This is a genomic window from Lampropedia puyangensis (assembly GCF_004833285.1).
In the GTDB taxonomy this organism is placed as follows: Bacteria; Pseudomonadota; Gammaproteobacteria; order Burkholderiales; family Burkholderiaceae_C; genus Lampropedia; species Lampropedia puyangensis.
In genome coordinates this window covers 83600-104481 of the sequence record NZ_STFG01000008.1, presented here as the reverse complement: position 1 = coordinate 104481, position 20882 = coordinate 83600, and the positions used below count along the sequence as shown (strand labels likewise).

General features: G+C 54.5%; 18 protein-coding genes. 7 read left to right on the top strand and 11 right to left on the bottom strand.

What is annotated here, in order from left to right:
- Nucleotides 1-41: 41 nt before the first annotated feature.
- Nucleotides 42-3725 (bottom strand): exodeoxyribonuclease V subunit gamma, encoded by a 3684-nt coding sequence (gene recC / locus E9531_RS09185; RefSeq protein WP_158291750.1) that lies wholly within the window; start codon nt 3723-3725, stop codon nt 42-44.
- 161 nt (nt 3726-3886) lie between these two features.
- Between recC and copM the strand changes: the two genes are divergently transcribed.
- The 5 genes from copM to E9531_RS09160 all read left to right on the top strand — a co-directional run bounded on the left by copM (nt 3887) and on the right by E9531_RS09160 (nt 9412).
- Nucleotides 3887-4318, top strand: coding sequence for a CopM family metallochaperone (copM, locus tag E9531_RS09180; RefSeq protein WP_211343405.1), 432 nt, complete (start codon nt 3887-3889; stop codon nt 4316-4318).
- A 17-nt stretch (nt 4319-4335) separates the two neighbouring features.
- Nucleotides 4336-4845 (top strand): ribosomal protein S18-alanine N-acetyltransferase, encoded by a 510-nt coding sequence (gene rimI, locus E9531_RS09175; RefSeq protein WP_136573457.1) that lies wholly within the window; start codon nt 4336-4338, stop codon nt 4843-4845.
- A gap of 200 nt (nt 4846-5045) precedes the next feature.
- A complete protein-coding gene (locus E9531_RS09170) occupies nt 5046-5837 on the top strand; it encodes a uracil-DNA glycosylase family protein (protein WP_158291749.1) in 792 nt (263 codons plus the stop codon).
- A 381-nt stretch (nt 5838-6218) separates the two neighbouring features.
- A complete protein-coding gene (gene corA / locus E9531_RS09165) occupies nt 6219-7202 on the top strand; it encodes a magnesium/cobalt transporter CorA (RefSeq protein WP_136573455.1) in 984 nt (327 codons plus the stop codon).
- Nucleotides 7203-7360: 158 nt separating this feature from the next.
- The gene (locus E9531_RS09160) at nt 7361-9412 is read left to right on the top strand and encodes a UvrD-helicase domain-containing protein (protein WP_136573454.1); all 2052 of its coding nucleotides are present in this window, start codon (nt 7361-7363) and stop codon (nt 9410-9412) included.
- Nucleotides 9413-9485: 73 nt separating this feature from the next.
- Here the strand turns inward: E9531_RS09160 and E9531_RS09155 are convergent, their stop codons facing one another.
- The 3 genes from E9531_RS09155 to recA all read right to left on the bottom strand — a co-directional run bounded on the left by E9531_RS09155 (nt 9486) and on the right by recA (nt 11939).
- Nucleotides 9486-9971 (bottom strand): hypothetical protein, encoded by a 486-nt coding sequence (locus tag E9531_RS09155; protein ID WP_136573453.1) that lies wholly within the window; start codon nt 9969-9971, stop codon nt 9486-9488.
- Nucleotides 9972-10257: 286 nt separating this feature from the next.
- Nucleotides 10258-10872: a recombination regulator RecX gene (gene recX / locus E9531_RS09150; RefSeq protein WP_136573452.1), complete on the bottom strand. Its 615-nt coding sequence runs from the start codon at nt 10870-10872 to the stop codon at nt 10258-10260.
- Entirely contained in the window at nt 10872-11939 is a 1068-nt protein-coding gene (recA, locus tag E9531_RS09145; protein WP_136573451.1) for a recombinase RecA, read from the bottom strand. The genes recX and recA overlap by 1 nt, the downstream gene beginning before the upstream one ends.
- 197 nt (nt 11940-12136) lie before the next feature.
- On the opposite strand from recA, the gene E9531_RS09140 reads away from it, so the two are divergent.
- Nucleotides 12137-12664 (top strand): MarR family winged helix-turn-helix transcriptional regulator, encoded by a 528-nt coding sequence (locus tag E9531_RS09140; protein WP_136573450.1) that lies wholly within the window; start codon nt 12137-12139, stop codon nt 12662-12664.
- A 14-nt stretch (nt 12665-12678) separates the two neighbouring features.
- Here E9531_RS09140 and E9531_RS09135 read toward each other — a convergent pair whose 3' ends face one another.
- Nucleotides 12679-13254: a manganese efflux pump MntP gene (locus E9531_RS09135; protein WP_136573449.1), complete on the bottom strand. Its 576-nt coding sequence runs from the start codon at nt 13252-13254 to the stop codon at nt 12679-12681.
- Here E9531_RS09135 and E9531_RS09130 point away from each other — a divergent pair.
- Nucleotides 13253-13474 carry a hypothetical protein gene (locus E9531_RS09130; RefSeq protein WP_136573448.1) on the top strand — a complete coding sequence of 74 codons (222 nt, stop codon included), beginning with the start codon at nt 13253-13255 and terminating at the stop codon, nt 13472-13474. The genes E9531_RS09135 and E9531_RS09130 overlap by 2 nt on opposite strands.
- A 190-nt stretch (nt 13475-13664) precedes the next feature.
- On the opposite strand, the gene rpmG is transcribed toward E9531_RS09130, so the two are convergent.
- From rpmG to E9531_RS09100, 6 genes are all read right to left on the bottom strand, one after another.
- Nucleotides 13665-13835 (bottom strand): 50S ribosomal protein L33, encoded by a 171-nt coding sequence (gene rpmG / locus E9531_RS09125; RefSeq protein ID WP_136405434.1) that lies wholly within the window; start codon nt 13833-13835, stop codon nt 13665-13667.
- Nucleotides 13836-13855: 20 nt separating this feature from the next.
- Nucleotides 13856-14089 carry a 50S ribosomal protein L28 gene (gene rpmB, locus E9531_RS09120; RefSeq protein WP_136405433.1) on the bottom strand — a complete coding sequence of 78 codons (234 nt, stop codon included), beginning with the start codon at nt 14087-14089 and terminating at the stop codon, nt 13856-13858.
- 228 nt (nt 14090-14317) lie between these two features.
- Complete coding sequence (locus E9531_RS09115; protein ID WP_136573447.1) at nt 14318-14890, bottom strand: anthranilate synthase component II; 573 nt, start codon at nt 14888-14890, stop codon at nt 14318-14320.
- Between the two features lie 224 nt (nt 14891-15114).
- Complete coding sequence (gene lpdA / locus E9531_RS09110) at nt 15115-16542, bottom strand: dihydrolipoyl dehydrogenase (RefSeq protein ID WP_136573446.1); 1428 nt, start codon at nt 16540-16542, stop codon at nt 15115-15117.
- Nucleotides 16543-16682: 140 nt separating this feature from the next.
- Complete coding sequence (odhB, locus tag E9531_RS09105; RefSeq protein ID WP_136573445.1) at nt 16683-17885, bottom strand: 2-oxoglutarate dehydrogenase complex dihydrolipoyllysine-residue succinyltransferase; 1203 nt, start codon at nt 17883-17885, stop codon at nt 16683-16685.
- A 109-nt stretch (nt 17886-17994) separates the two neighbouring features.
- The gene (locus E9531_RS09100) at nt 17995-20877 is read right to left on the bottom strand and encodes a 2-oxoglutarate dehydrogenase E1 component (protein WP_136573444.1); all 2883 of its coding nucleotides are present in this window, start codon (nt 20875-20877) and stop codon (nt 17995-17997) included.
- Between the last annotated feature and the right edge of the window lie 5 nt (nt 20878-20882).

The window sequence follows — 20882 nt, the reverse complement described above, 5'->3', positions numbered from 1 at the left end:
GCATGGGGTTGACCATTGGTTGTTGTGGTGAGCCGGCTGCGTTACTCTTGGGCATCTGGGTAACGCACTTCGAGGTAGTTGGCGATCCATTCATGCAAGGGCGTGAGCATGTGTGTGGCCAAGGCTTCAAATTGGCCGCTGGCAAGAACTTCGTCAAATGCGGGCCATAAGCGAGACATATAAGGATTACGCTGGGCCTGGCCTGCAAAGTGCCCGCCGTCGTATGTTTGGCGGGCGGCTTGCAAGGCTTTGAAGGAGGTCTCCTCATCATCAGCCAGCACGGTCTGCCCGTTTGCTTCTGTGGATGAAGCCATCGTATTCCACCAACTTAGCGCAGTAGTGAAATCAAATGGCAATGGTTGTGTGATGGCCTGATTGGCTAGCGCAACAATGTCTGTCAGCCATTGCTGCGCCAGTGCGGGCGGCAGTGGCACGATGTCTACAACCGCATCTAAGGCCACGATGCGTGTTGGTTGCAGATGCGCATGCGCTGGGGCGCTGTGGTGGCTGCTGGCGTTGCCTACATCATGTGCGGACAGCAAGACGGCTTGTAACCACGGCACCAGTAAGCTGCGCACTTTCAGGGGACCACGTGCCTTTTGCAGAATGTTGTGCGGGTGTACGTTGAAGTAAATGCCTGAAGCGATCACTTGGGTGACCCTATCTGCTGAGGGCATGTAGCGCATAGGTGATGCCCAGTCTTCTACCAATGGGGCGCTGGTATGCGGCCATTGCAGGGGCGTGCGCTGCGCTAACAACTGAGGCCACGCTTGGAGGGTACTTTGCCATTCTTTCAGAAGGAAGGCGCATTCCTCTTGCCATTGGGTTTGCCATTGTTGCGCCAGCCCGCCTAGTGGCAAGTTGCCACTGCGTTGCAGGCGTTTGAAGTAGCTGCTGGTGATGTTGTGCAGATGCTCCGCAGATGCCTCTGGCTGCATGTGGGGGGCCAGTGTGTCAGTCAAGCCTTCAAAGATTTGCCAACGCTGTAAGCCATCTATCACCAATGGCTCTCGGTCGTCGAGCATTTCTGGCAATGGGTTAAAGCGGGTTTGCAGCCGCGTTGTAAACCATTTTTGAACCGGATTGCGCCACACTTCTGCTAATTCGCTTACGGTCCAGATGCGTGGGGTGTCGTCGGTTTGCCTTGCAGTGGTGGGTGGATTGTCTTGTGTAGCTGCGAGCGTGCTGCCTGCAGGTTTGGGGCGCCATTCTTCTGCCCAAGTATGCAATGGTGAGGTTGCTGTTGGTTCTGTGAAGTAGCGAATATTGAAGGGCTGCAACGGGTGTTCTGTGGTGCGCTCCTCCACCAACGCAGGGTTCCAGCGTTGGCTGAGATAGTCGCGCAACTGAGCCACCAAAAGAGAGGGTGGTCGTTCGGTGTTATCGCGTACGCTGCGGCCAACCCAACTGATGAGCAGTTGCTCGCGGGCCGAGAGCAGGGCTTCCAGCATGAGTTGTCGATCATCTTGGGCGCGGCTACGATCACCAGCGCGCAAAAGGCCGGGCAGGCGCATCAAATCCATTTCGTTCGGGGTGGCGCGGCGTGGGTAAACGCCCTCATTCATTCCCAGCAAGCACACGATTCGAAATGGAATGGCACGCATCGGCAATAAAGTGCAGAACGTCACTCCACCCGCATGAAAGCGTTGCTGACTTTGTGGGGCCTGCAGGTTGCTGAGCCATGCATGGCGAGCAACGGACAAGGGCACAGTGGCAGCATAGTTGGCTTGTTCGGTCGCATCCAGCCAGTGTTGCAGTGCAGCGTCGAGCAATTTCAAGGCAGCTTGGTCTGCGTCATCCACGGGTTTGAAGAATGCTGCCAACATGGCGCGCCAGCGTGCTGCCCATTCGATGGGGGTGGCGGGTTGGCTCAGTGTGTCCTGCCAATGCTGCAACTGACCAACGAGGTAAGCCAGTGCGCCGACATAGGCGGCAGCCAAACCGCCTACCTCTTCGTAAGGTTCGGTTTCGTTCCAGGGCGCATCGCTGGCAAACGCCAAGAGCATGCGCTGCAAACCGAACCAGGCAGTGTTTTGTGCGCCCATGGCGTGGATGCCCAATTGTTCGCGGTGCGCGGCATCAACGCCCCAGCGGATGCCGCTGCCTTGCATCCAGGCATGCAATTGGGCTACACCGTCTTCGTCGAGCCCTATGCGGGCAGCTACCGAGGGGACGCGCAGCAAATCAGCCAACTGCGCCAGGCTTGCGCGCTGCTCAGGTAAGTGGGCCAGCCAATCCATGGCTTGTACCAAGGTGCTGCTGCTTTGCGCATCCAAGTCGGCGATGTCGAAAGGGATGTGGCGACTGTCTTGCGGGCCGTATTGGCCAAAAATGGCTTCAATCAGCGGGGCATATTGGTGAATGTCAGGAACCATCACCACGACTTCACGCGGAGTAACGGGGGGGCTGGCGTGAGGTGCCTCGGTCGTTTGGCTAGGGCGCATCAAATCCAGCAGATGGTCGTGCAGGGCTTCGACTTCACGCACCGGGCTGTGGGTACATTGAAAGCAAATGCTGCGGTCTTCGCTGGGAATGTGCGTGCTGATTGGCTCACTGAGCGGGGTGAGTTCGCGAATGTGTTGTTGAACCTGTTGCAACAGGTTCGGTTGTGGCGTTTGCACATCGAAGAAGTCTACGCGGCGCAATTCTGCGTGTGTGGCCACATGCTCTTCATAGTGCTCCAGCAGGCGAATGAAGTCGCGCACTTGCCTGCCCCACATGGACAGCAGTGGGTTGGCATGGGCGTGCATGGAATGCAGAGGGGTATTGGCGATGGTTTCTGCGTGGTTTTTGCGCCCTTGTTGTGCCTGGCGATGTTGTTGTTTGCGCATGCGGGCAAACAGCTCTCGGCCATCCAGCGCGTCGCTCCAATATTCCTGGCAAGGGTTGGGAATGGCCAGTAACACTTGGCTGTGGTGCGCCATGTGCGAGAGCAGTTCCAGAATGGGCAGCGCGACATGCGACATGCCGAACAAACACACCCGTCTGGGCAGTGCCGCGACAGGTTGGCCTTGCTGGAGTGCTTGTAAGGCGCGTAGATGCAATTGGGGGCGAATCGCGCTGGCTTGTGCAGGGCTCTGGCTTGCTAACAGCAGGCGCCAAAGGGTAGGTTGCCAGAGGGCCTCTGCAGGCAGGGGCTGGTGCTCACCTTGGTTCGGCTGACTGAGTTGGTGTGGGCTGAATCTGGCCAATACATCGTGGCCTTGCGCCCAGTCTTGCAGCCAATCGGGACGGTAGACTTGGTATTGGTCTAACAGATCGGCGATACGCAAAGCCAGTTGGTAGGTGCTTTCAGACCTCTGGCCGTTTTGTTGCGCGACCACGTTGCTGGACCCCACGATGTGTAGCAGGGGTTGCCATACAGGAAGTGTGTGGCTGTCGCTGGCGAAAATCTCTGGCAGCAAGCGCATCAGTTGCCATAGCATTTCCTGCTTGTCCAGCGGGGTCTGGAAGGGCACTTGGTCGGCACCTAGAATCTGGCGGTACATGCGCCAGGCAAAACGCCCCGGCAATTCAACTTGAATGGACGCACTGATGCCGAGTTCTTGTGCCAGCACCATTTTTAGCCATTCGGCCATGCCGTTGCTTTGTACGAGAAACACCTCTTGCTCCAGCACTTGCAGTGGATGTTGTTGGGTCCAGTGCGCTAGGGCTTGCGCTAGCTTTTCTGTACGGTTGCTGTGCAGGGCCAGCAGCCCCGGGGCAATAGAAGACGTTTGTAGCATGAGCGAGCGTGGCGGGAATTTCAAGCAAAGAGACGGCAATAAGAAAAGGCCATGTGCGTGGATTGTGCCCGTGGTTTGCGCCATTGTGTGGCTATTGTCTGACCTGATACAGACGATGTTTTGTACGATACGGGCCCTTCACGACCGATGGAGAATGAACAATGAAGAGAAATTTTTGCGCTGCACTGGCTATCGCAAGCATGCTCGTGTTGCCGGTGTTTGCCGCCCATGCAGACGAGGCGAAGGCACAGGACCATGCCGCACATGTGCCTGTGCCAGCAGCCAATACCGCGCGTAGTGCTTACGACCAATCAATGGTGCGCATGCACGACGACATGATGCGTGGCATTGCCCATGACGATGCGGATGTGGCGTTTGCCGCAGGCATGTTGGCCCACCATGTGGGCGCAGTAGAGATGGCTCGCATTGAGCTGCAATACGGAAAAGATGCCATTTTGCGCAAGCTAGCTGAAGAGGTTATTCGTGCGCAAGAGGCGGAGATCGCGCTGCTCACTTCCTGGCTTCATGAAAAAGGGTTGTCTGCAGATGGCAGTGCGCTGCATAAAGCGGCTGATGCACATGCAGGCCACTGATGCATGAGTAGCGCGCCATGCCTGTGAACGAATACCCTTGTGGTGACGCCGTGCATGCGCACCAACACATGCGCTGGCAGGCCATGTCGGCGGCCGATTTGGAGAAGGTAATGGTGCTGGAGCAAGCCAGCCACAGCCACCCCTGGAGCCAAGGCAATTTTCGCGACAGTTTGCAAACGCCTGGTTTTTATTTACCCATGCTGCTTAAAGATCAGCGGTTATTGGGTTATTTGGTCGCGATGGCTGGTTTCGAAGAGGCGCATTTGCTCAATATCACGGTGGATCCACTCCTGCGAGGCAAGGGCTTTGGGCAATGTCTGATGCAGGTGCTCGATGTATGGGCTGTGCAGCACGGGGCACAGCAGATTTGGCTGGAAGTTCGTCAAAGCAATACCAATGCCCAAGGGCTTTATCGCAAGATGGGCTATGAACAAGTGGCCATTCGTAAAGACTATTACCCCTTGAATGCACAACAGAAAGAACATGCGGTGGTGATGCGAAAGGTGTTGCAGGCGCAAGCACTGTGATGCGCAGTTGGCCACGGTGTTTTCGCGCATCGGTGCGCGGGTGGTGTCAACACGTTCCAATGCCCGCCCCGGATTGAATGGCCATGCTTTTACAATGATGCTGGCAGTGCGTTCTGGCACTGCTTGTTCTCAGAACGTAAACACGTTCTTCACTGTCCTCCTCTTATCATCTTTGCCCAATGCAGACGTTGTCGCAGTCAATGGATTCCAGACGCCTTGCCATGCTTAAAGCCATGGGGGTGGAGTTGTGGTGGGCTAAAGCGCCTCCAGTCATCGCAGAAAAGGGCTTTGTTGCACCACAACAGATGTTGGCAGAACAGAATCTGCGCGTGCAAGCGATACACCCGGCGGTGGCGCCTACACAACCGCTTGCAGAAAGCGCTGCGTCAAAGGCGCAGCCACCAGTGGCACAGCCAGCGCAAGAGCACACCCAGCCAGCACGCGAGGCCAAACTTCGCAATGCCGTGCCTGAGGTGGTGTTGGGCCAGGCACGGTCAGCGGCAACCTCCATGGTGTGGACTGCGCCTGCGCGTTGGAATGCGCAAGCAGAAAAGACTGATACACCAGGTGTATTGCTGCTGGTTGATGATTTGCTGGTGCTGGGCGATACCGAGCCTGCTGCGCGGCAGTTGTTGGAAAACATGGTACGGGCCATGGGGCTCTCGCAGAGCAGCTCCGTATGGGTGAGCTGGGCACAAAAACAGGCCGCAACGGAAGACGTAGCGTCTAATGCAACACCGCCTTTGACACCGCAAGCGATGTTGATTTCTGGCGCTTTTCGGGTGGTGCTGGCCATGGGGCGGGACGCAGCCCAACATTGCTTGAATCAAACGCAGCCTCTGGGTGCCTTGCGACAAGAGGTCCATTCTGTGCATGGTGTGCCTACCGTAGTGACCTATAGCCCTGCTTATTTGCTGCGTGCTACGCATGCCAAGCGACAGGCTTGGGCAGATTTGCAGCGTGTGATGGTGTTGTTGGCCTCTCCTGTGTAAGTATTTCGCAACGGTTTTAATCAGTCGGCATGTATTGGGTGGTTGTGTTCTTAATGGCAGGTGATAGCGCTGTGATTGAGGAATAAAAGACAGCTTTTGTTTCCTTGCCACTGATGCATAGGGATGTTGCCCGCAGCTTGAGCAATCCAGTGCGATAATCCGCCCCTATTGCTGTGGCGTTGTGGTTGTTGCAGCGATAGTGAGCAGCAGCTTGGTGCTGTGTTCTAATTTTTATTGAAAGTCCTACCCAGTGGAAGCCATTCCGAGTTGGTAGCTTTCAGGCCTTGGCGAGCTCCCTGAAAGAGCGGTGTGGCTGAGGGCTGAAAGCACCCCCATTCCCCGCTTTTATCACCTTGCGCACAATTGAAGGGAGCATGTCGCATGCTGAACGTGTTCATTCTGGTCAACGGCCGCCTTGTACAAAAAGACATCGAAACGTTGCACGATCTGGCCCAGGTTCAGCCTGTCTGGGTTGATATGGAGTCGCCCACAGAAGAAGAAAAATTCTGGGTCAAGCAGCATTTTTCCTTATTGATTCCAGACGATGCGGTGGATGATGACATTGAGGAGTCTGCGCGTTTTTACGAGGAAGACAATGGCGAGCTGCACATTCGCAGCGACTTTTTGATTGATGATGAAAAACCGCGCTATGTGCGCGTGGCTTTCATCATGAATTTGCAGAACCCCAATTTGCGCAGCCACAACGTGTTGTTCTCGATTCGTGAAGACGATGTGCCTGTGTTTCGTCTGTTCCGTTTGCGTGCGCGGCGCATTCCTGGCTTGATTGAAGATTGCAAAGAAGTGCTGCTCAATCTGTTTGATACAGATGCAGAGTATTCGGCTGACTCGCTGGAATGGATTTATGACGAGCTTGATTCAGCGAGCCAAGGGATTTTGTCTGGCGTTCTCAGTGATGAGCAGGCCAGCGAAGTTTTGGGTAGCATTGCCCGCTATGAGGATTTGAACGGCAAAATCCGCCGCAACATGATGGATACGCGTCGCGCTGTCAGCTTCTTGATGCGCAGCAAAATCTTGAGTGCTGAACAGTTTGAAGATGCCCGGCAAATTTTGCGTGACATTGAGTCCCTTGACAGCCACACCGCATTCTTGTTCGACAAGATCAACTTCTTGATGGATGCCACGGTCGGTTTCATCAACATCAACCAGAGCAAGATCATCAAGTTGTTCTCGGTGGCCAGTGTGGCGTTGCTGCCTCCCACTTTGATTGCCAGCGTCTATGGGATGAACTTCCAGTTCATGCCTGAGTTGAGCTGGAAATACGGCTACCCTTTTGCAATTGCCATGATGGTAGCCAGCGCCTTGATCCCGATGATGTATTTCCGCAGCAAGGGGTGGTTGAAGTAAACGCGCTGCTGGCGCGCTTGTCTGTTGGTTCTTGGGTGAATCGTTTGGCTGGTGCCGCTCCTGTGCCCAGAAACTACCGTGCCATCCTTCATAGGCAGGAGGATGTCGCTATCATGGCGGCCCTTGCTCCCTAGTCTCTCTTTCAAGGCGTTGCCCGTATGTCAGTTGGTCTCAATCTTGCGCAAACACAAGCCGTTCACCATATCAGCGGCCCTTCGTTGGTGTTGGCAGGTGCAGGGTCGGGCAAGACGCGGGTGATCACCCAGAAGATCGCCCATTTGATTGAAAAAGGCCTGCAGCCAGGGCGTATCGCAGCCATTACGTTTACCAACAAGGCTGCTGCTGAAATGCGTGAGCGTGCCAAAAGCCTGATTGGGGGCAAGGCCGTCAAGGAAGTCATTATTTGTACTTTCCACTCGTTGGGAGTGCGCATGGTGCGTGAAGATGGCCAGGTGCTTGGGCTGAAAGAAAAATTCAGTATCTTGGACAGCGACGATGTGCTATCCATCATCAAAGAATGTGGCGGCACCACCGATAGTGCATTGGCACGGCAATGGCAGTGGACGATCAGCCGTTGGAAGAATGAAGGCTTGAGCGCAGACGATGCATTGAAAGTCGCCCAAGGGGATGTGGAGAAGGTTGCAGCTTTGGTGATGGCGCGCTACGAAGAGCGGTTGACGGCTTACCAAAGTGTGGATTTTGACGATTTGGTAGGTCTGCCGTTGCAGTTGTTGCGCCACCATGATGAGGTCCGTGAGAAGTGGCAAACCCGCTTGGGACATGTGCTGGTGGACGAGTACCAAGACACCAATGCCACGCAGTATGAATTGCTCAAACTGCTGGTGGGCGAGCGTGGCCATTTCACTGCAGTGGGGGACGATGACCAGTCCATCTATGGATGGCGCGGCGCCACTTTGGACAATCTGAAGAAGCTGCCGGTCGATTTTCCGCAGTTGCGCATTATCAAGCTTGAACAGAATTACCGTTCCACCAGCGCGATTTTGCGTGCAGCCAACAATGTGATTGGCCCCAATCCCAAACTGTTTCCCAAAACGCTGTATTCCGAGTTGGGGGAGGGCGAGCCAGTGCGTATCTTGGATTGCGATTCTGAGGACCACGAAGCTGAGCGGGTTGTGGCACGGTTGATGTCTTTGCGTGCAGGCAATCCGATGCCAGAGTGGCGTGACTTTGCCATTCTCTACCGTGCTAACCACCAAGCCAAACCGTTGGAAAAAGCGCTGCGCAAGGCGCAAATTCCGTACAAAGTCTCGGGTGGAACCAGTTTTTTTGATCGCTCTGAAATCAAGGATTTGTGTGCCTGGTTTCGTTTGTGGAGCAATGAAGACGATGACCCGGCATTCTTGCGTGCTGTGGCTGCACCGCGCAGAGGAATTGGTCACCAAACCCTGGCACAGCTGGGCGATTTTTCTGGGCAGATGAAAACCAGCCTGTTTGCAGCGCTGTTCAGCCCCATGTTGCCCACGCGTCTGAATGCCAGGGCTTTGGGCGGCCTTAATGAGTTTGGCCGTTTGCTTAACGATTTGCAGTACCGGGCCAGCCACGCGATTGGTCGCGAAGCAGCGCGTCAGTTTCTGACGGATTGGTTGGAAGAAATTAACTTCGAGAATTACCTTCTCGATAACTCTGATTCGCCCACGATTGCGTCCTCGCGTTGGGGCAACGTGCTGGAGTTTTGCGACTGGATGGCCCAGCGTGCGGGTGGCGATGTAGACCCTTCGGAAGGGGCGGGGGGAATCGCCACTGAGGCCAAAAGCCTGCTTGAAGTGGCACAAACCATTGCATTGCTGTCCACCTTGACCGAGCGGGAGAAAGACCAGAACGTAGTGACGCTGTCGACCTTACATGCCTCCAAAGGGTTGGAGTGGCCGCATGTGGTGCTGGCTGGCGTGAACGAGGGCATATTGCCATTCCAGCAGGGTGAAGAGACGCCAGTGGATTCCAGCCGTGTTGAGGAAGAGCGCCGTTTGATGTATGTGGGCATTACACGGGCGCAGCGCACGCTCGCAGTGAGTTGGGCCCGCAGGCGTAAAAAAGGCCGTGATTGGGTTGCAGGCAAGCCCAGCCGTTTTATTGGTGAAATGAATCTGGCTGCAGAAACGGCGCGAGAAGATCCTCGGGCAAAGTTACGTGCTTTGCGAGAAGAGTTTGCGAAAAAAGCGGCTCAAAGCGAACAACAAAACGTGCCTTGATGCGCGTTTGGCACGGCACCTTGCTGCGGTGCCGTAATCGTATCTCTTGGCGCAATTCCTGCGCCTTGCCCCTCTATTTTTCGGTATGCGGTCTGGATGGCAGAGGAATATCCAGGCGATAGTCTACAGAGCGTTTCTTTTTGCTTTGGCGCATCGTGCGTGTATCACTGAGCCAATGGATGTCGCAAATATCGATTTGGTGCTTTTCTTTGGCGTGCTCGATCAAGAATTCTTCGACTTGAATCTGGGGCTCTTCATTCAAGGACAGTGAAGGGTCTAAGCGAATCATGACCGAGACGGTATCAACTTGGTTGTTCACCGGGTTGATCCATACCTTGTATTGGTTGGTCATGGCTCCGGCGCGCACCATGGCTTCAGCCAATAAACTGCGAACTTGGGCTTTACAGGTTTGCCAGCGGTCATTGGTCAGCGTGCTGTCTTGGCCCTGTGGGGGAACGACGCTGCCATCATGGTCAATGAAGGCCACAGGTTTGGCTGTGTTGCTGGAGCGTTGCAGCAATGATCGCAGGGCACTGGTAATGGTCGCTTTCCACGGCATAGGATTGAACGGAATCAGTAGATTGTCATGGAAGCCGCGTGCAGGTGCTAGCGCGGGCGAATGTGGCAGTCAGCTTGGGTGAGCAGTGAAGATCGCATGCAAAGTCGTAGACCACGCACTTTGATTGGCTTGGGGGGCAGAATAATCTGTCTATCTACCCGGCGGTTTGGCTTGAATGCGCAGGCTTGATTCGATAAACGATGATTGTGAAAGAACATGAACGAGAACGGCTCGAATTCTCACATGTTTACAAAGAACTGTATAGGCCTCTGTAGCGCCAGGTGGACTATTCTTGCGCCTTATTTTTCATAAGCTTCCGAATGATTTCTAAGGAGAAGCCTCGACTGGTCATGAAGCGGATTTGTTTGGCCTGTCTTTTTTGCTTTTCTTGCCACTCCAGCGGTTCATCGGTGAGGTGCCCGAACTTTGATTCCCACAGGTCCTGAGCGCGCTGCCATTCACTCTCTTGTAAGGGGGCAATTGTTGCGTCAACCAGTTCTTTGCTGACGCCTTTTGCTATAAGCGCTTGTTGAATACGAGCGGTGCCGAGTCGGGCTGATTTTTGCCTGGCCATGGATTCCGCAGCACGCGCATCACTGAGAAAACCTTTGGATTGCATGGCATCTAGCACTTGCTCCAGTGCTTCAGGGGACTCGGCCCACACGCGAAGCTTGCGCTGAAGCTCCACTCTTGTGTATTCCCTGCGTGAGAGCGTGCGCAGCGCACGTGCTGCCAGTGAGGGCTCTTTGCGGGGATTAGGGGTGTTTGCTTTGGGTGGTAGCGCGGTATTTTCTGAGATTGATGCTTGCAGAGTCGGACTTTCCTCAGGTTGATGGTCATTGAGGAAATCTGACAGGGGAATGGGCCCACCTGGGGCCCATGTTTTAGGCGTGCGCACCATTACTCATCCAACAAAACGCCGTCTTCGTCGACGCCGTCAGGCAGTTCGGTGATCGCTGTGGCGACGACGCCTAGATTTTCACGAACCTTGTTCTCAATTTCGCGCGCCAACTCTGGATTCTCCTTGAGAAATTCCTTGGCGTTATCACGGCCTTGTCCAATTTTTTCACCACCGTAGGAGTACCAGGCACCAGCCTTTTCCACGATGCGCCCTGCGACACCCATGTCGATGATTTCTCCCTCGCGCGAGATACCGCTGCCGAACATGATGTCGAACTGCGCTGTCTTGAAAGGAGGCGAGACTTTGTTTTTGACAACCTTGACTTTGGTTTCGTTGCCGATGACTTCGTCGCCTTTTTTGATAGAGCCTGTGCGACGGATGTCCAGTCGCACCGATGCATAGAACTTCAGCGCATTGCCGCCTGTGGTGGTTTCAGGGCTGCCAAACATCACACCAATCTTCATACGGATTTGGTTGATGAAGATGACCATGCAGTTGGTTTTCTTGATCGTGGCAGTCAATTTGCGCAAAGCCTGGCTCATCAAACGTGCTTGAAGGCCTGGCAAAGAGTCACCCATGTCGCCTTCAATTTCAGCCTTGGGGGTTAATGCCGCCACTGAGTCAATGACCACCAAATCAACTGCGCCTGAACGAACCAGGCTGTCCACCACTTCGAGTGCTTGTTCGCCCGTGTCGGGTTGGGAGATCAGCAGCTCTTTGACATCTACGCCGAGTTTGCCGGCATATTGCACATCGAGGGCATGCTCCGCATCAACGAATGCGCATGTGCCACCCAATTTTTGCATTTCAGCAATCACTTGCAATGTCAGTGTTGTTTTGCCTGAAGATTCTGGGCCATAGATTTCAACCACGCGTCCACGGGGCAGGCCGCCGACACCCAAGGCCACATCCAGCCCCAGAGAACCTGTCGAGACCACTTGAATGTCCTGAGCGACTTCGTCTTCACCCAAGCGCATGATGGTGCCTTTGCCAAATTGTTTTTCAATTTGTGCCAATGCTGCTTGCAAGGCTTTGGCTTTTTCGCTGTTGGCGACGGTTGCATTCATGGTCTTACTCCTTGTGATGGGCGATGAGGTGGCCATCGGGTCAATGGTTTTTGAGGTATTGGCCAGCAATGGGTGCTGGGCTATTTGCACTGCGATGGAGAGAAGTGTAATGCCTTATATTTTTTAAAAATATATTTTTATAGTCAGTTTGGTTGACTATATGGCGGGTTTCTATTTTCTTTTTTAAGATAGCGACCATGCAAGAACATCTGATTCCGGTTCCTTGGGAGGAACCTGCTGCAGTAAGTGGCGCAACCCCTGCTGACGATATTTGGCGTCAAACTCATCTCGGGCGACTGCTTGGCCATGCCATGCGTTGTTTTGATGAGCGTGTGCTGCACTTGATGGCGCATGACGTTGATGTCCCATTGGCGTTGTCGAATTTGGCTGCACGCAACAAAGTCACGGCGGCGCATATTCACATCACCAGGCACTTGTCATTGCGTGGCGATCGCCTTGTGACCTTGGCACATCGGGCGGGCATGAGCAAGCAGGCCATGGCTGATTTGGTGGGGCAATGTGAAGCGTGGGGACTGGTGCAACGAGAGCCAGATCCCTTGGATCGGCGTGCCATCCGGGTGGTATTTACCCAGGATGGCCTGTTGTGGCTTCAGGCGTTTAAGCGCTCTGTTGCGCAGGCAGAGTGGGAATTCCGCGAGGCGGTTGGTCAAGAGGTGGCCGTGGTTGTGCGCATTGGCCTAGAGAGCTACGCTGGAGGTGCTTGAGTTGACAAAGATATTTAAACGGCAGCGCCCAGCGTGTGCTCGTACAAAATGATGGCGCCCACTGCGATGAGCACAATGCCTCCGGCGATCTCGGCGCGCCTGCCAAACACATTGCCAAGCGCTTTGCCAGCCATGATGCCAATCGTGACCATGACAAAGGTGCATGCACCAATGACTAGTGCTGCAACGAGAATATTGACGTCCACAAACGCCAAGCCTACGCCCACTGCCATGGCATCAATGCTGGTGGCCAGACCGGTCAACGCGGTTGACCATAAAGAGCGTTCCTTCGCCACATCTTCGGTGGCTGTGTCGTTGTGTGTAAGGGCGCCATGAATGGCATGGATGCCCAAACCTACGAGTAAGGCAAAGGCGATCCAATGGTCGTAGCTGTCGATTTGTTCTGCGGCCAGCGACCCCAGAAGCCATCCGATAACGGGTGTAATGGCTTCTACGATGCCGAAGATGGCGCCAATCTTCAAGGCCTGAGTAAGCCCTGGGCGGTTGAGGCCGGCGCCTTTTGCAATGGCCGCAGCAAAGGCATCGGTCGACATAGCCAAACCGAGCATTAAAAGAGAGAGGGGATTCATGGGGCGATTTGTAGTCATGATCGGTCAAAACAGCGAGCCCACTGCAGCCGATCGCGCCTGCGGTGGGCTCACTGGTCTCGCCTGGCCGATCAAGGCTGCCATCGCCACAGTCTATGAGACCGAGTATGTTGACGATGACGCTCCATCTGATTGCGGGCGGTTTGGCGCGCTGTATGTCAGAAGGTGCTGGCTACTCCCCAAAGAAGAGGTGCGATTGTAAGAGTAATTTGCAGAACGGGCGCAACATATCGGCACGAAGGCTAGGGTTTTCTCGCACTGTTGCGCAGCATGTTTGCAGTGGGGTTTTGGGGCCTAAATGGCGGGGAGTCGGCAACAAAAAAGCCAGCGTTGTGCTGGCTTTTTTTGTTCGTTTCAGTGCAATGAAAGTCTCATTGCCTCTGCAACATGGATTACTTGAGTTTGACTTCTTTGTATTCCACGTGTTTACGTGCTTTAGGGTCAAATTTCATGAAAGACAGCTTGTCTGGAGTTGTCTTTTTGTTTTTGGATGTGGTGTAGAAGTGACCGGTACCAGCTGTAGATTCCAGCTTGATTTTGTCGCGACCGCCTTTGGATGCCATGGTATTTCTCCTTCAGTCAATTAGGCCTGGCCACGAGCGCGCAGGTCAGCCAGCACGGATTCGATGCCGTTTTTGTCGATCAAGCGCAGAGCAGCGCTAGAGACGCGCAGACGCACCCAACGGTTTTCGCTTTCAACCCAAAAGCGCTTGTACTGCAGGTTAGGCAGAAAGCGGCGTTTTGTTTTGTTGTTAGCGTGGGAGACGTTGTTCCCCACTTGCGGGCGCTTGCCCGTGACATCACATACGCGAGCCATGGTAGTTTCCTTTTATATGCGGCAAAGCCAATCGATTCATGCGTTTGCCTCACCTCGCCAGATTCAGGGTGGCGGTATCCCTTGTAGCAACACATACCAACGATCTCATTTGGCATAGCGACAGCTACATGCGGAAAAGCGCAAGATTATAGCGTAAAACAGAATTTGCGCAATATTTGTGCAGCACGCTTATGGCAAGCGGTAGGTTACGTCAGCACGCTCTCCGCGTTAGTGCGCTTGCTCCATAAAGTTGCGCAGCATGGCGTGGCCATGTTCAGTCAGGATGGATTCTGGATGGAATTGCACACCCTCTATGGCCAGTGTTTTGTGGCGCACCCCCATGATCTCGCCATCTTCTGTCCAGGCTGTGACTTCCAACTCTTCGGGCAGACTGCTGCGTTCAATAGAGAGTGAGTGGTAGCGATTGACGGTGAACTGCTTTGGAAGGTTGGCAAATACACCTTGTTGCGTGGTAGTGATGACACTGGTTTTGCCATGCATCAACTCTTGCGCACGAATGATGTTGCCACCAAACGCTGCGCCAATGCTTTGGTGCCCAAGGCACACACCCAAGATGGGCACTTTGCCAGCAAAATGGCGAATAGCCGCCACAGAAATTCCTGCTTGTGCAGGGGATGATGGGCCGGGTGAGATGACCAGCCGGTCAGGGGCCAAGGCTTCGACTTCTTCAATGCTGATTTCATCGTTGCGATGTACGGCTACTGTTGCACCCAGTTCGCCAAAATATTGGACGATGTTGTAGGTGAAACTGTCGTAGTTGTCGATCATCAAAATGTTCATGGCTTCAATTTCTTGGTGTGGTCAAACACAGCATGCAAGAGCTCCAACATAGGAAATGGGCTCATTGATAATGAATTGTAGGCCTGTCTGTGCATAGCCGGTTGGCACGCATGGTGCATGCGTGGCCGCAAATCATGAAAAAAGCCATAAGGCGACTACCTTATGGCTCACGTGTGGGCATGTTTGCCTGCACCAGTTGGCGCTGCAGTTTGCAAAGACGCTGATTAGAAGTTCAAGGCGCGCTTGTCGACAGCCAATGCCGCTTCTTTGGTCACTTCAGACAAAGTGGGGTGTGCATGGCAGATGCGTGCGATATCTTCGCTACTGGCTTTGAATGCCATGGCAACAGCCGCTTCTGCAATCAATTCGCTCGCTTGTGGGCCAACGATATGTACACCCAAAATTTCGTCTGTGGTGGCATCCGCGATCACTTTGACCAAACCAGTGGTATCGCCCAGCGCGCGCGCGCGGCCGTTGGCCAAGAATGGGAAGCTACCAGCCTTGTATTGCACGCCTTCGGCTTTGAGTTGCTGCTCAGTGCGACCCACCCAAGAAATTTCTGGGCTGGTGTAGATCACGTAAGGCACGAGTGCCAAGTCCACATGGCCATGTTGGCCAACGATGCGCTCTGCTACTGCAACGCCTTCTTCTTCGGCTTTGTGTGCCAGCATTGGGCCGCGCACCACATCGCCCACTGCCCAGATGCCTGGCACGTTGGTGCGGCAATCGGCATCGACCACTACGCCACCACGTTCATCCAATTGAACGCCCACGGCTTCTGGCTTGAGGCCATTGGTGTTTGCGGTACGGCCAATCGAGACGATCAGCTTGTCTGCCTTGAGTACCTGTTCCTCACCTTTGGCGTTGGTGTAGTTGATGGTTACGCTGGTTTTGGCGGTTTTCACTTCGCCTACTTTGGCACCCAATTCAATTTTTAAGCCTTGCTTGTCGAAGGCTTTCTTCGCTTCTTTGGCAACCGCTTCGTCAGCTGCTGGCAGGAATTTGTCCATGCCTTCGAGAATGGTGACGTCAGCACCCAGACGGCGCCAGACAGAGCCGAGCTCCAAGCCGATTACGCCAGAGCCAATGATGGCCAATTTTTTCGGTGCGTTGGCGATATCCAAAGCTCCATCGTTGGAGAGCACTACTTGCTCGTCAAACGGCAGGTTAGGCAATGGACGGGCATTGGAGCCAGTGGCGATGATGACTTGCTTGCCCACCAAGGTTTCAGGCTTATCGCCAGCAACGTCCACTTCAAAGCCGCCTTCAACGGCTTTGCTGAAAGAAGCCAGGCCGTTGAAGAAGGTGACTTTATTCTTTTTGAACAAGTACAAAATGCCTTCGTTGTTTTGCTTGACTACCTGGTCTTTGCGCTCGAGCATTTTTGCAATGTCAATGCTCAATTTGCCAGTGGAAATGCCGTGTTCGGCAAAGTGATGGCTAGCGTGTTCGAAATGCTCAGACGATTGCAGCAGGGCTTTGGATGGGATGCAGCCGACGTTGGTGCAAGTGCCTCCAGGGGCGGGTTTACCGTCTTTGGTTTTCCAGGCGTCAATGCAGGCCACGCTCAGGCCCAATTGGGCAGCGCGGATGGCGGCGATGTAGCCGCCAGGGCCCGCACCAATAACGACGAGGTCAAAATTCTTGCTCATAAAAAATCTCCAGAAGAAGGGCCATGCGTGTTGTGCTAAAGAGCCATGAACAAAGCGCGCCCGCAACCTGATGGCTGTGAGGCGCGCTTGGACTCAATCAGTCAAGTGCATGGAAAAAAGCCAATGCAGTGACTGTTTGATTACAGGTCAAACAACAGACGTGCTGGGTCTTCCAGCGCATCCTTCATGGCCACCAGTGCCAGCACGGCTTCGCGGCCGTCGATGATGCGGTGGTCGTAGGACATGGCCAGATAGTTCATTGGGCGAACCACGACTTGACCGTTTTCCACCACAGCGCGGTCTTTAGTGGCGTGCACGCCAAGAATAGCCGATTGTGGTGGGTTGATGATTGGGGTGGACATCATCGAGCCGAACACGCCACCGTTGGAGATGGAGAAGGTGCCGCCAGACATTTCTTCAATGCTCAGTTTGCCTTCTTTGGCTTTGGCACCGAATTCAGCAATTTTCTTCTCAATGTCGGCAAAGCTCAGTTGGTCGGCATCACGCAGGATCGGCACGACCAGACCGCGTGGTGAGCCCACAGCGATGCCGATATCGAAGTAGCCGTGGTAGATGATGTCGTTGCCATCTACCGAGGCGTTGACCACAGGGTATTGCTTCAGCGCATGCACGGCAGCCTTGACGAAGAAGCTCATGAAACCCAACTTGACGCCGTGTTGTTTCTCAAATTTTTCTTGGTATTTTTTGCGCAAAGCCATCACGGGGGCCATGTTCACTTCGTTGAACGTGGTCAGAATGGCGTTGGTGGCTTGCGATTGCAGCAGGCGCTCGGCAACGCGGGCACGCAGGCGTGTCATAGGAACGCGTTGCTCTGGGCGCTCGCCGGCAATGGCTTGCACTACAGGTGCGGCGGGCTTAGCTGCAGTAGGTGTTGCTGCCAGTGCATCGCCTTTGGTTACTCGGCCGTCTTTGCCTGAGCCCGCTACGTCTGCAGCGTTGATGTTCTTTTCAGCTAGGATTTTGGCTGCTGCTGGCATGGCGATGCCAGCTTTGCTGTTCGATGTAGGAGCTGCGGCTGCAACTGGAGCTGCAGCAGGCGCTGGCGCGACGGCTGCCGGGGCTGGCGCAGCAGCAGCTTGTGCTGCACTGTCGATTTTGGCGATGACTTGGCCCGAGACCACCGTAGCACCGTCAGCTTGCACGATTTCAGCCAGCACGCCAGCGGATGGTGCAGGCACTTCGAGCACGACTTTGTCGGTTTCAATTTCAATCAGGATTTCGTCGGCGGCAACGGCTTCACCGGCTTTTTTCTTCCATTGCAGCAAGGTTGCTTCGGCAACGGATTCAGACAGTTCTGGAACTTTGACTTCAAAGATGGCCATGGGGTGTCTCTCGATCTGTAAAGGGAAAATTGGGAAATAGGATACTCAATAACCGATTTTGACAGGCAAGGCCATCGGGGTTAGCCGCTGGCCTGCTAGTATCAGACGGTTATTTGGTCAGCACAAAACCTTTGAGTTTGGCAAAGGCGGCGGCAACCAGCGCTTTTTGCTGCTCTTGGTGCAGGTGGGCATAACCGACTGCAGGCGATGCAGAGGCTGCGCGACCTGCGTAGCCGAGCTTTTGACCATCGAGCATGTTTTCGTGGATGTAATGTTGCACGAAGAACCATGCGCCTTGGTTTTGTGGTTCGTCCTGGCACCAAACGATATCTTTGGCGTTCGGGTAGCGCTTGATTTCAGCAGCGAATGCTTTGTGCGGGAAGGGGTAGAGCTGTTCGACGCGGATGATGGCCACATCGTCACCGCCCAGTTCTTCGCGCTTTTTCACCAAGTCGTAGTACACCTTGCCGGAGCAGGCGATGATGCGTTTGACTTTGGCTGCATTGGCCACGATGGCGCTGTTTTGTTCGCCAATGACCGTGCGGAATGTGCCTTCGGTGAACTCAGAAATAGGCGAAGTGGCGTCTTTGTTGCGCAGCAGGGACTTCGGTGTGAAGATCACCAGCGGGATGCGCAATGGGCGCACCACTTGGCGACGCAACAGGTGGAAGATCTGGCTGGCCGTAGTGGGCTGAACCACCTGCATGTTGGTGTCAGCTGACAACTGCATGAAACGCTCAATACGGGCAGAGCTGTGCTCTGGACCTTGGCCTTCATAGCCGTGTGGGAGCATCATGGTTAAGCCGTTCAGGCGACCCCATTTCACTTCACCAGACGCAATGAATTGGTCAACCACGACTTGCGCGCCGTTCAAGAAGTCACCGAATTGGGCTTCCCAGATCACCAGGCTGTGCGGGTCGTTGGAGGCGTAGCCGTATTCAAAACCCAGCACTGCTTCTTCAGACAGGATTGAGTCGATCACGTAGTAGGGCGCTTGGTTCTCCGCAATGTTTTGCAGCGGAATGTACACGCCTTCGTTGTAGACCTCGCGCTTTTGATCGTGAATGACTGAGTGGCGGTGGCTGAATGTGCCGCGGCCACTGTCTTCACCGGAAAGGCGAATGGGGTAGCCACTGGCCACCAAGGAGGCGAAAGCCATGGATTCACCCATGCCCCAGTCCACCGGAATCTCGCCACGGCCCATTGCGGCGCGGTCTGAGTAAACCTTTTTGACCAACTGGTGTGGTGTCACATCTTCTGGCAATGTGGTCAGGCGATCAGCCAAGCGCTTCCACTCGGTCAGCGGGATGGCTGTGTCGGCTTCGTCAGTCCACTTGCGGTTCAGGTAAGGAGACCAGTCCACAGCGTATTGGCGCTTGAAGTTGGTCAGCACGGGGTCAACCGTGTGTTTGCCTTCTTCCATCGCGGAGCGATAGGCCTTGGCCATCTCATCTGGACCTTCGGCCTGCAATACGCCTTGCTGCACTAACTTATCAGCGTACAGTTTGCGTGTGCCTGGATGCTGGCTGATTTTTTTGTACATCAGCGGCTGTGTCAGCGCTGGTGTGTCTTGCTCGTTGTGGCCCAATTTGCGGAAGCAAATGATGTCGACCACCACATCGCGCCTGAAGGCCATGCGGTATTCAAGGGCCAACTGGGTGGCCAGCACTACGGCTTCTGGATCATCGGCGTTGACGTGCAGCACTGGCGCTTCAATCATCTTGACGACGTCAGTACAGTAGTAAGTCGAGCGTGTATCGCGTGGGTCAGAGGTTGTGAAACCGATCTGGTTGTTAATCACGAAATGTACCGTGCCACCAGTGGTGTAACCGCGGGTCTGGGACATGGCCAGTGTTTCTTGCACCACACCTTGGCCGGCAATGGCAGCGTCACCATGCACCACTACAGGCAGCACTTGCTGTCCATGCGGGTCGTTGCGGCGGTCCATGCGTGAGCGCACAGAGCCTTCCACCACGGGGTTCACAATTTCCAAGTGCGAGGGGTTGAAGGCCAATGTCAAGTGCATTGGACCACCAGGTGTTGGTACGTCGGAGCTGAAGCCTTGGTGGTATTTCACGTCACCAGCGGGCAAATCTTCAGGCGCAGTGTGTTCAAACTCAGCGAACAGGTCCTTAGGCATTTTGCCCAAAGTGTTCACCAATACGTTCAAACGACCACGGTGGGCCATACCGATCACGACTTCTTGCACGCCGTTTTCACCGGCTGCATTGATCAAGGCGTCCATCGCAACGATGAAACTCTCGCCGCCTTCGAGTGAGAAGCGTTTTTGACCCACGTATTTGGTGTGCAGAAAACGCTCCAGGCCTTCAGCAGCAGTCAAGCGACCCAAGACGTGGATTTTTTCTTCTGCGTTCAGACGTGGGTTGGTTCTGGCGCTTTCGAGTTTTTCTTGCCACCAGCGTTTTTCAGTCTGGTCGGTGATGTACATGTACTCTGCACCAATGGTGGTGGTGTACGTCTCGCGCAGTGCGTTGAGCAGTTCGCGCAGAGGCATCGACTCTTTGCCGAAAAACGTATTGCTGGTGTTGAATACGGTTTCCATGTCTGCGTTGGTCAGACCATAGAACGCAGGGTCAAGCTCAGGAATGTTGGGGCGAGGAATGCGTTTGAGCGGATCCAGATCTGCCCAGCGCTGACCGATATTGCGGTAAGCGGCAATCAACTGCTGGACGGCAGTGCGCTTGCGACCCAGTTCGGTATCAGCGCCGCTGGCAACCACTACTTGTGTGTGGCCTTGGCGAGCACGCTCGGCAAATGCATTGATGACAGGCTGGTGTGCGATGTCGCGCCCCAGGGATCCGTCTGCACCAGGCGTGTTCTGCAGTGCATCGAAATATTCGCGCCAGCTGTCAGAAATGCTGTTGGGGTCGGCCAAGTAGCTCTCATACATTTCTTCAACGTAAGGAGCATTGCTGCCAAAAAGATAGGTGTTACCCTGGTATTGTTTATACAGGGATGATGAATCACTCATGATCC

Coding starts and splice junctions, on each gene's coding strand:
- E9531_RS09135 (WP_136573449.1), bottom strand. CDS start 13,254: ATGAATCCCCTCTCTCTTTTAATGCTCGGTTTGGCTATGTCGACCGAT.
- lpdA (WP_136573446.1), bottom strand. CDS start 16,542: ATGAGCAAGAATTTTGACCTCGTCGTTATTGGTGCGGGCCCTGGCGGC.
- E9531_RS09155 (WP_136573453.1), bottom strand. CDS start 9,971: ATGCCGTGGAAAGCGACCATTACCAGTGCCCTGCGATCATTGCTGCAA.
- recC (WP_158291750.1), bottom strand. CDS start 3,725: ATGCTACAAACGTCTTCTATTGCCCCGGGGCTGCTGGCCCTGCACAGC.
- rpmG (WP_136405434.1), bottom strand. CDS start 13,835: ATGGCATCCAAAGGCGGTCGCGACAAAATCAAGCTGGAATCTACAGCT.
- odhB (WP_136573445.1), bottom strand. CDS start 17,885: ATGGCCATCTTTGAAGTCAAAGTTCCAGAACTGTCTGAATCCGTTGCC.
- E9531_RS09130 (WP_136573448.1), top strand. CDS start 13,253: ATGGGGCGATTTGTAGTCATGATCGGTCAAAACAGCGAGCCCACTGCA.
- recA (WP_136573451.1), bottom strand. CDS start 11,939: ATGAATGCAACCGTCGCCAACAGCGAAAAAGCCAAAGCCTTGCAAGCA.
- copM (WP_211343405.1), top strand. CDS start 3,887: ATGAAGAGAAATTTTTGCGCTGCACTGGCTATCGCAAGCATGCTCGTG.
- rimI (WP_136573457.1), top strand. CDS start 4,336: ATGCCTGTGAACGAATACCCTTGTGGTGACGCCGTGCATGCGCACCAA.
- corA (WP_136573455.1), top strand. CDS start 6,219: ATGCTGAACGTGTTCATTCTGGTCAACGGCCGCCTTGTACAAAAAGAC.
- E9531_RS09170 (WP_158291749.1), top strand. CDS start 5,046: ATGGATTCCAGACGCCTTGCCATGCTTAAAGCCATGGGGGTGGAGTTG.
- E9531_RS09115 (WP_136573447.1), bottom strand. CDS start 14,890: ATGAACATTTTGATGATCGACAACTACGACAGTTTCACCTACAACATC.
- recX (WP_136573452.1), bottom strand. CDS start 10,872: ATGGTGCGCACGCCTAAAACATGGGCCCCAGGTGGGCCCATTCCCCTG.
- rpmB (WP_136405433.1), bottom strand. CDS start 14,089: ATGGCTCGCGTATGTGATGTCACGGGCAAGCGCCCGCAAGTGGGGAAC.
- E9531_RS09100 (WP_136573444.1), bottom strand. CDS start 20,877: ATGAGTGATTCATCATCCCTGTATAAACAATACCAGGGTAACACCTAT.
- E9531_RS09160 (WP_136573454.1), top strand. CDS start 7,361: ATGTCAGTTGGTCTCAATCTTGCGCAAACACAAGCCGTTCACCATATC.
- E9531_RS09140 (WP_136573450.1), top strand. CDS start 12,137: ATGCAAGAACATCTGATTCCGGTTCCTTGGGAGGAACCTGCTGCAGTA.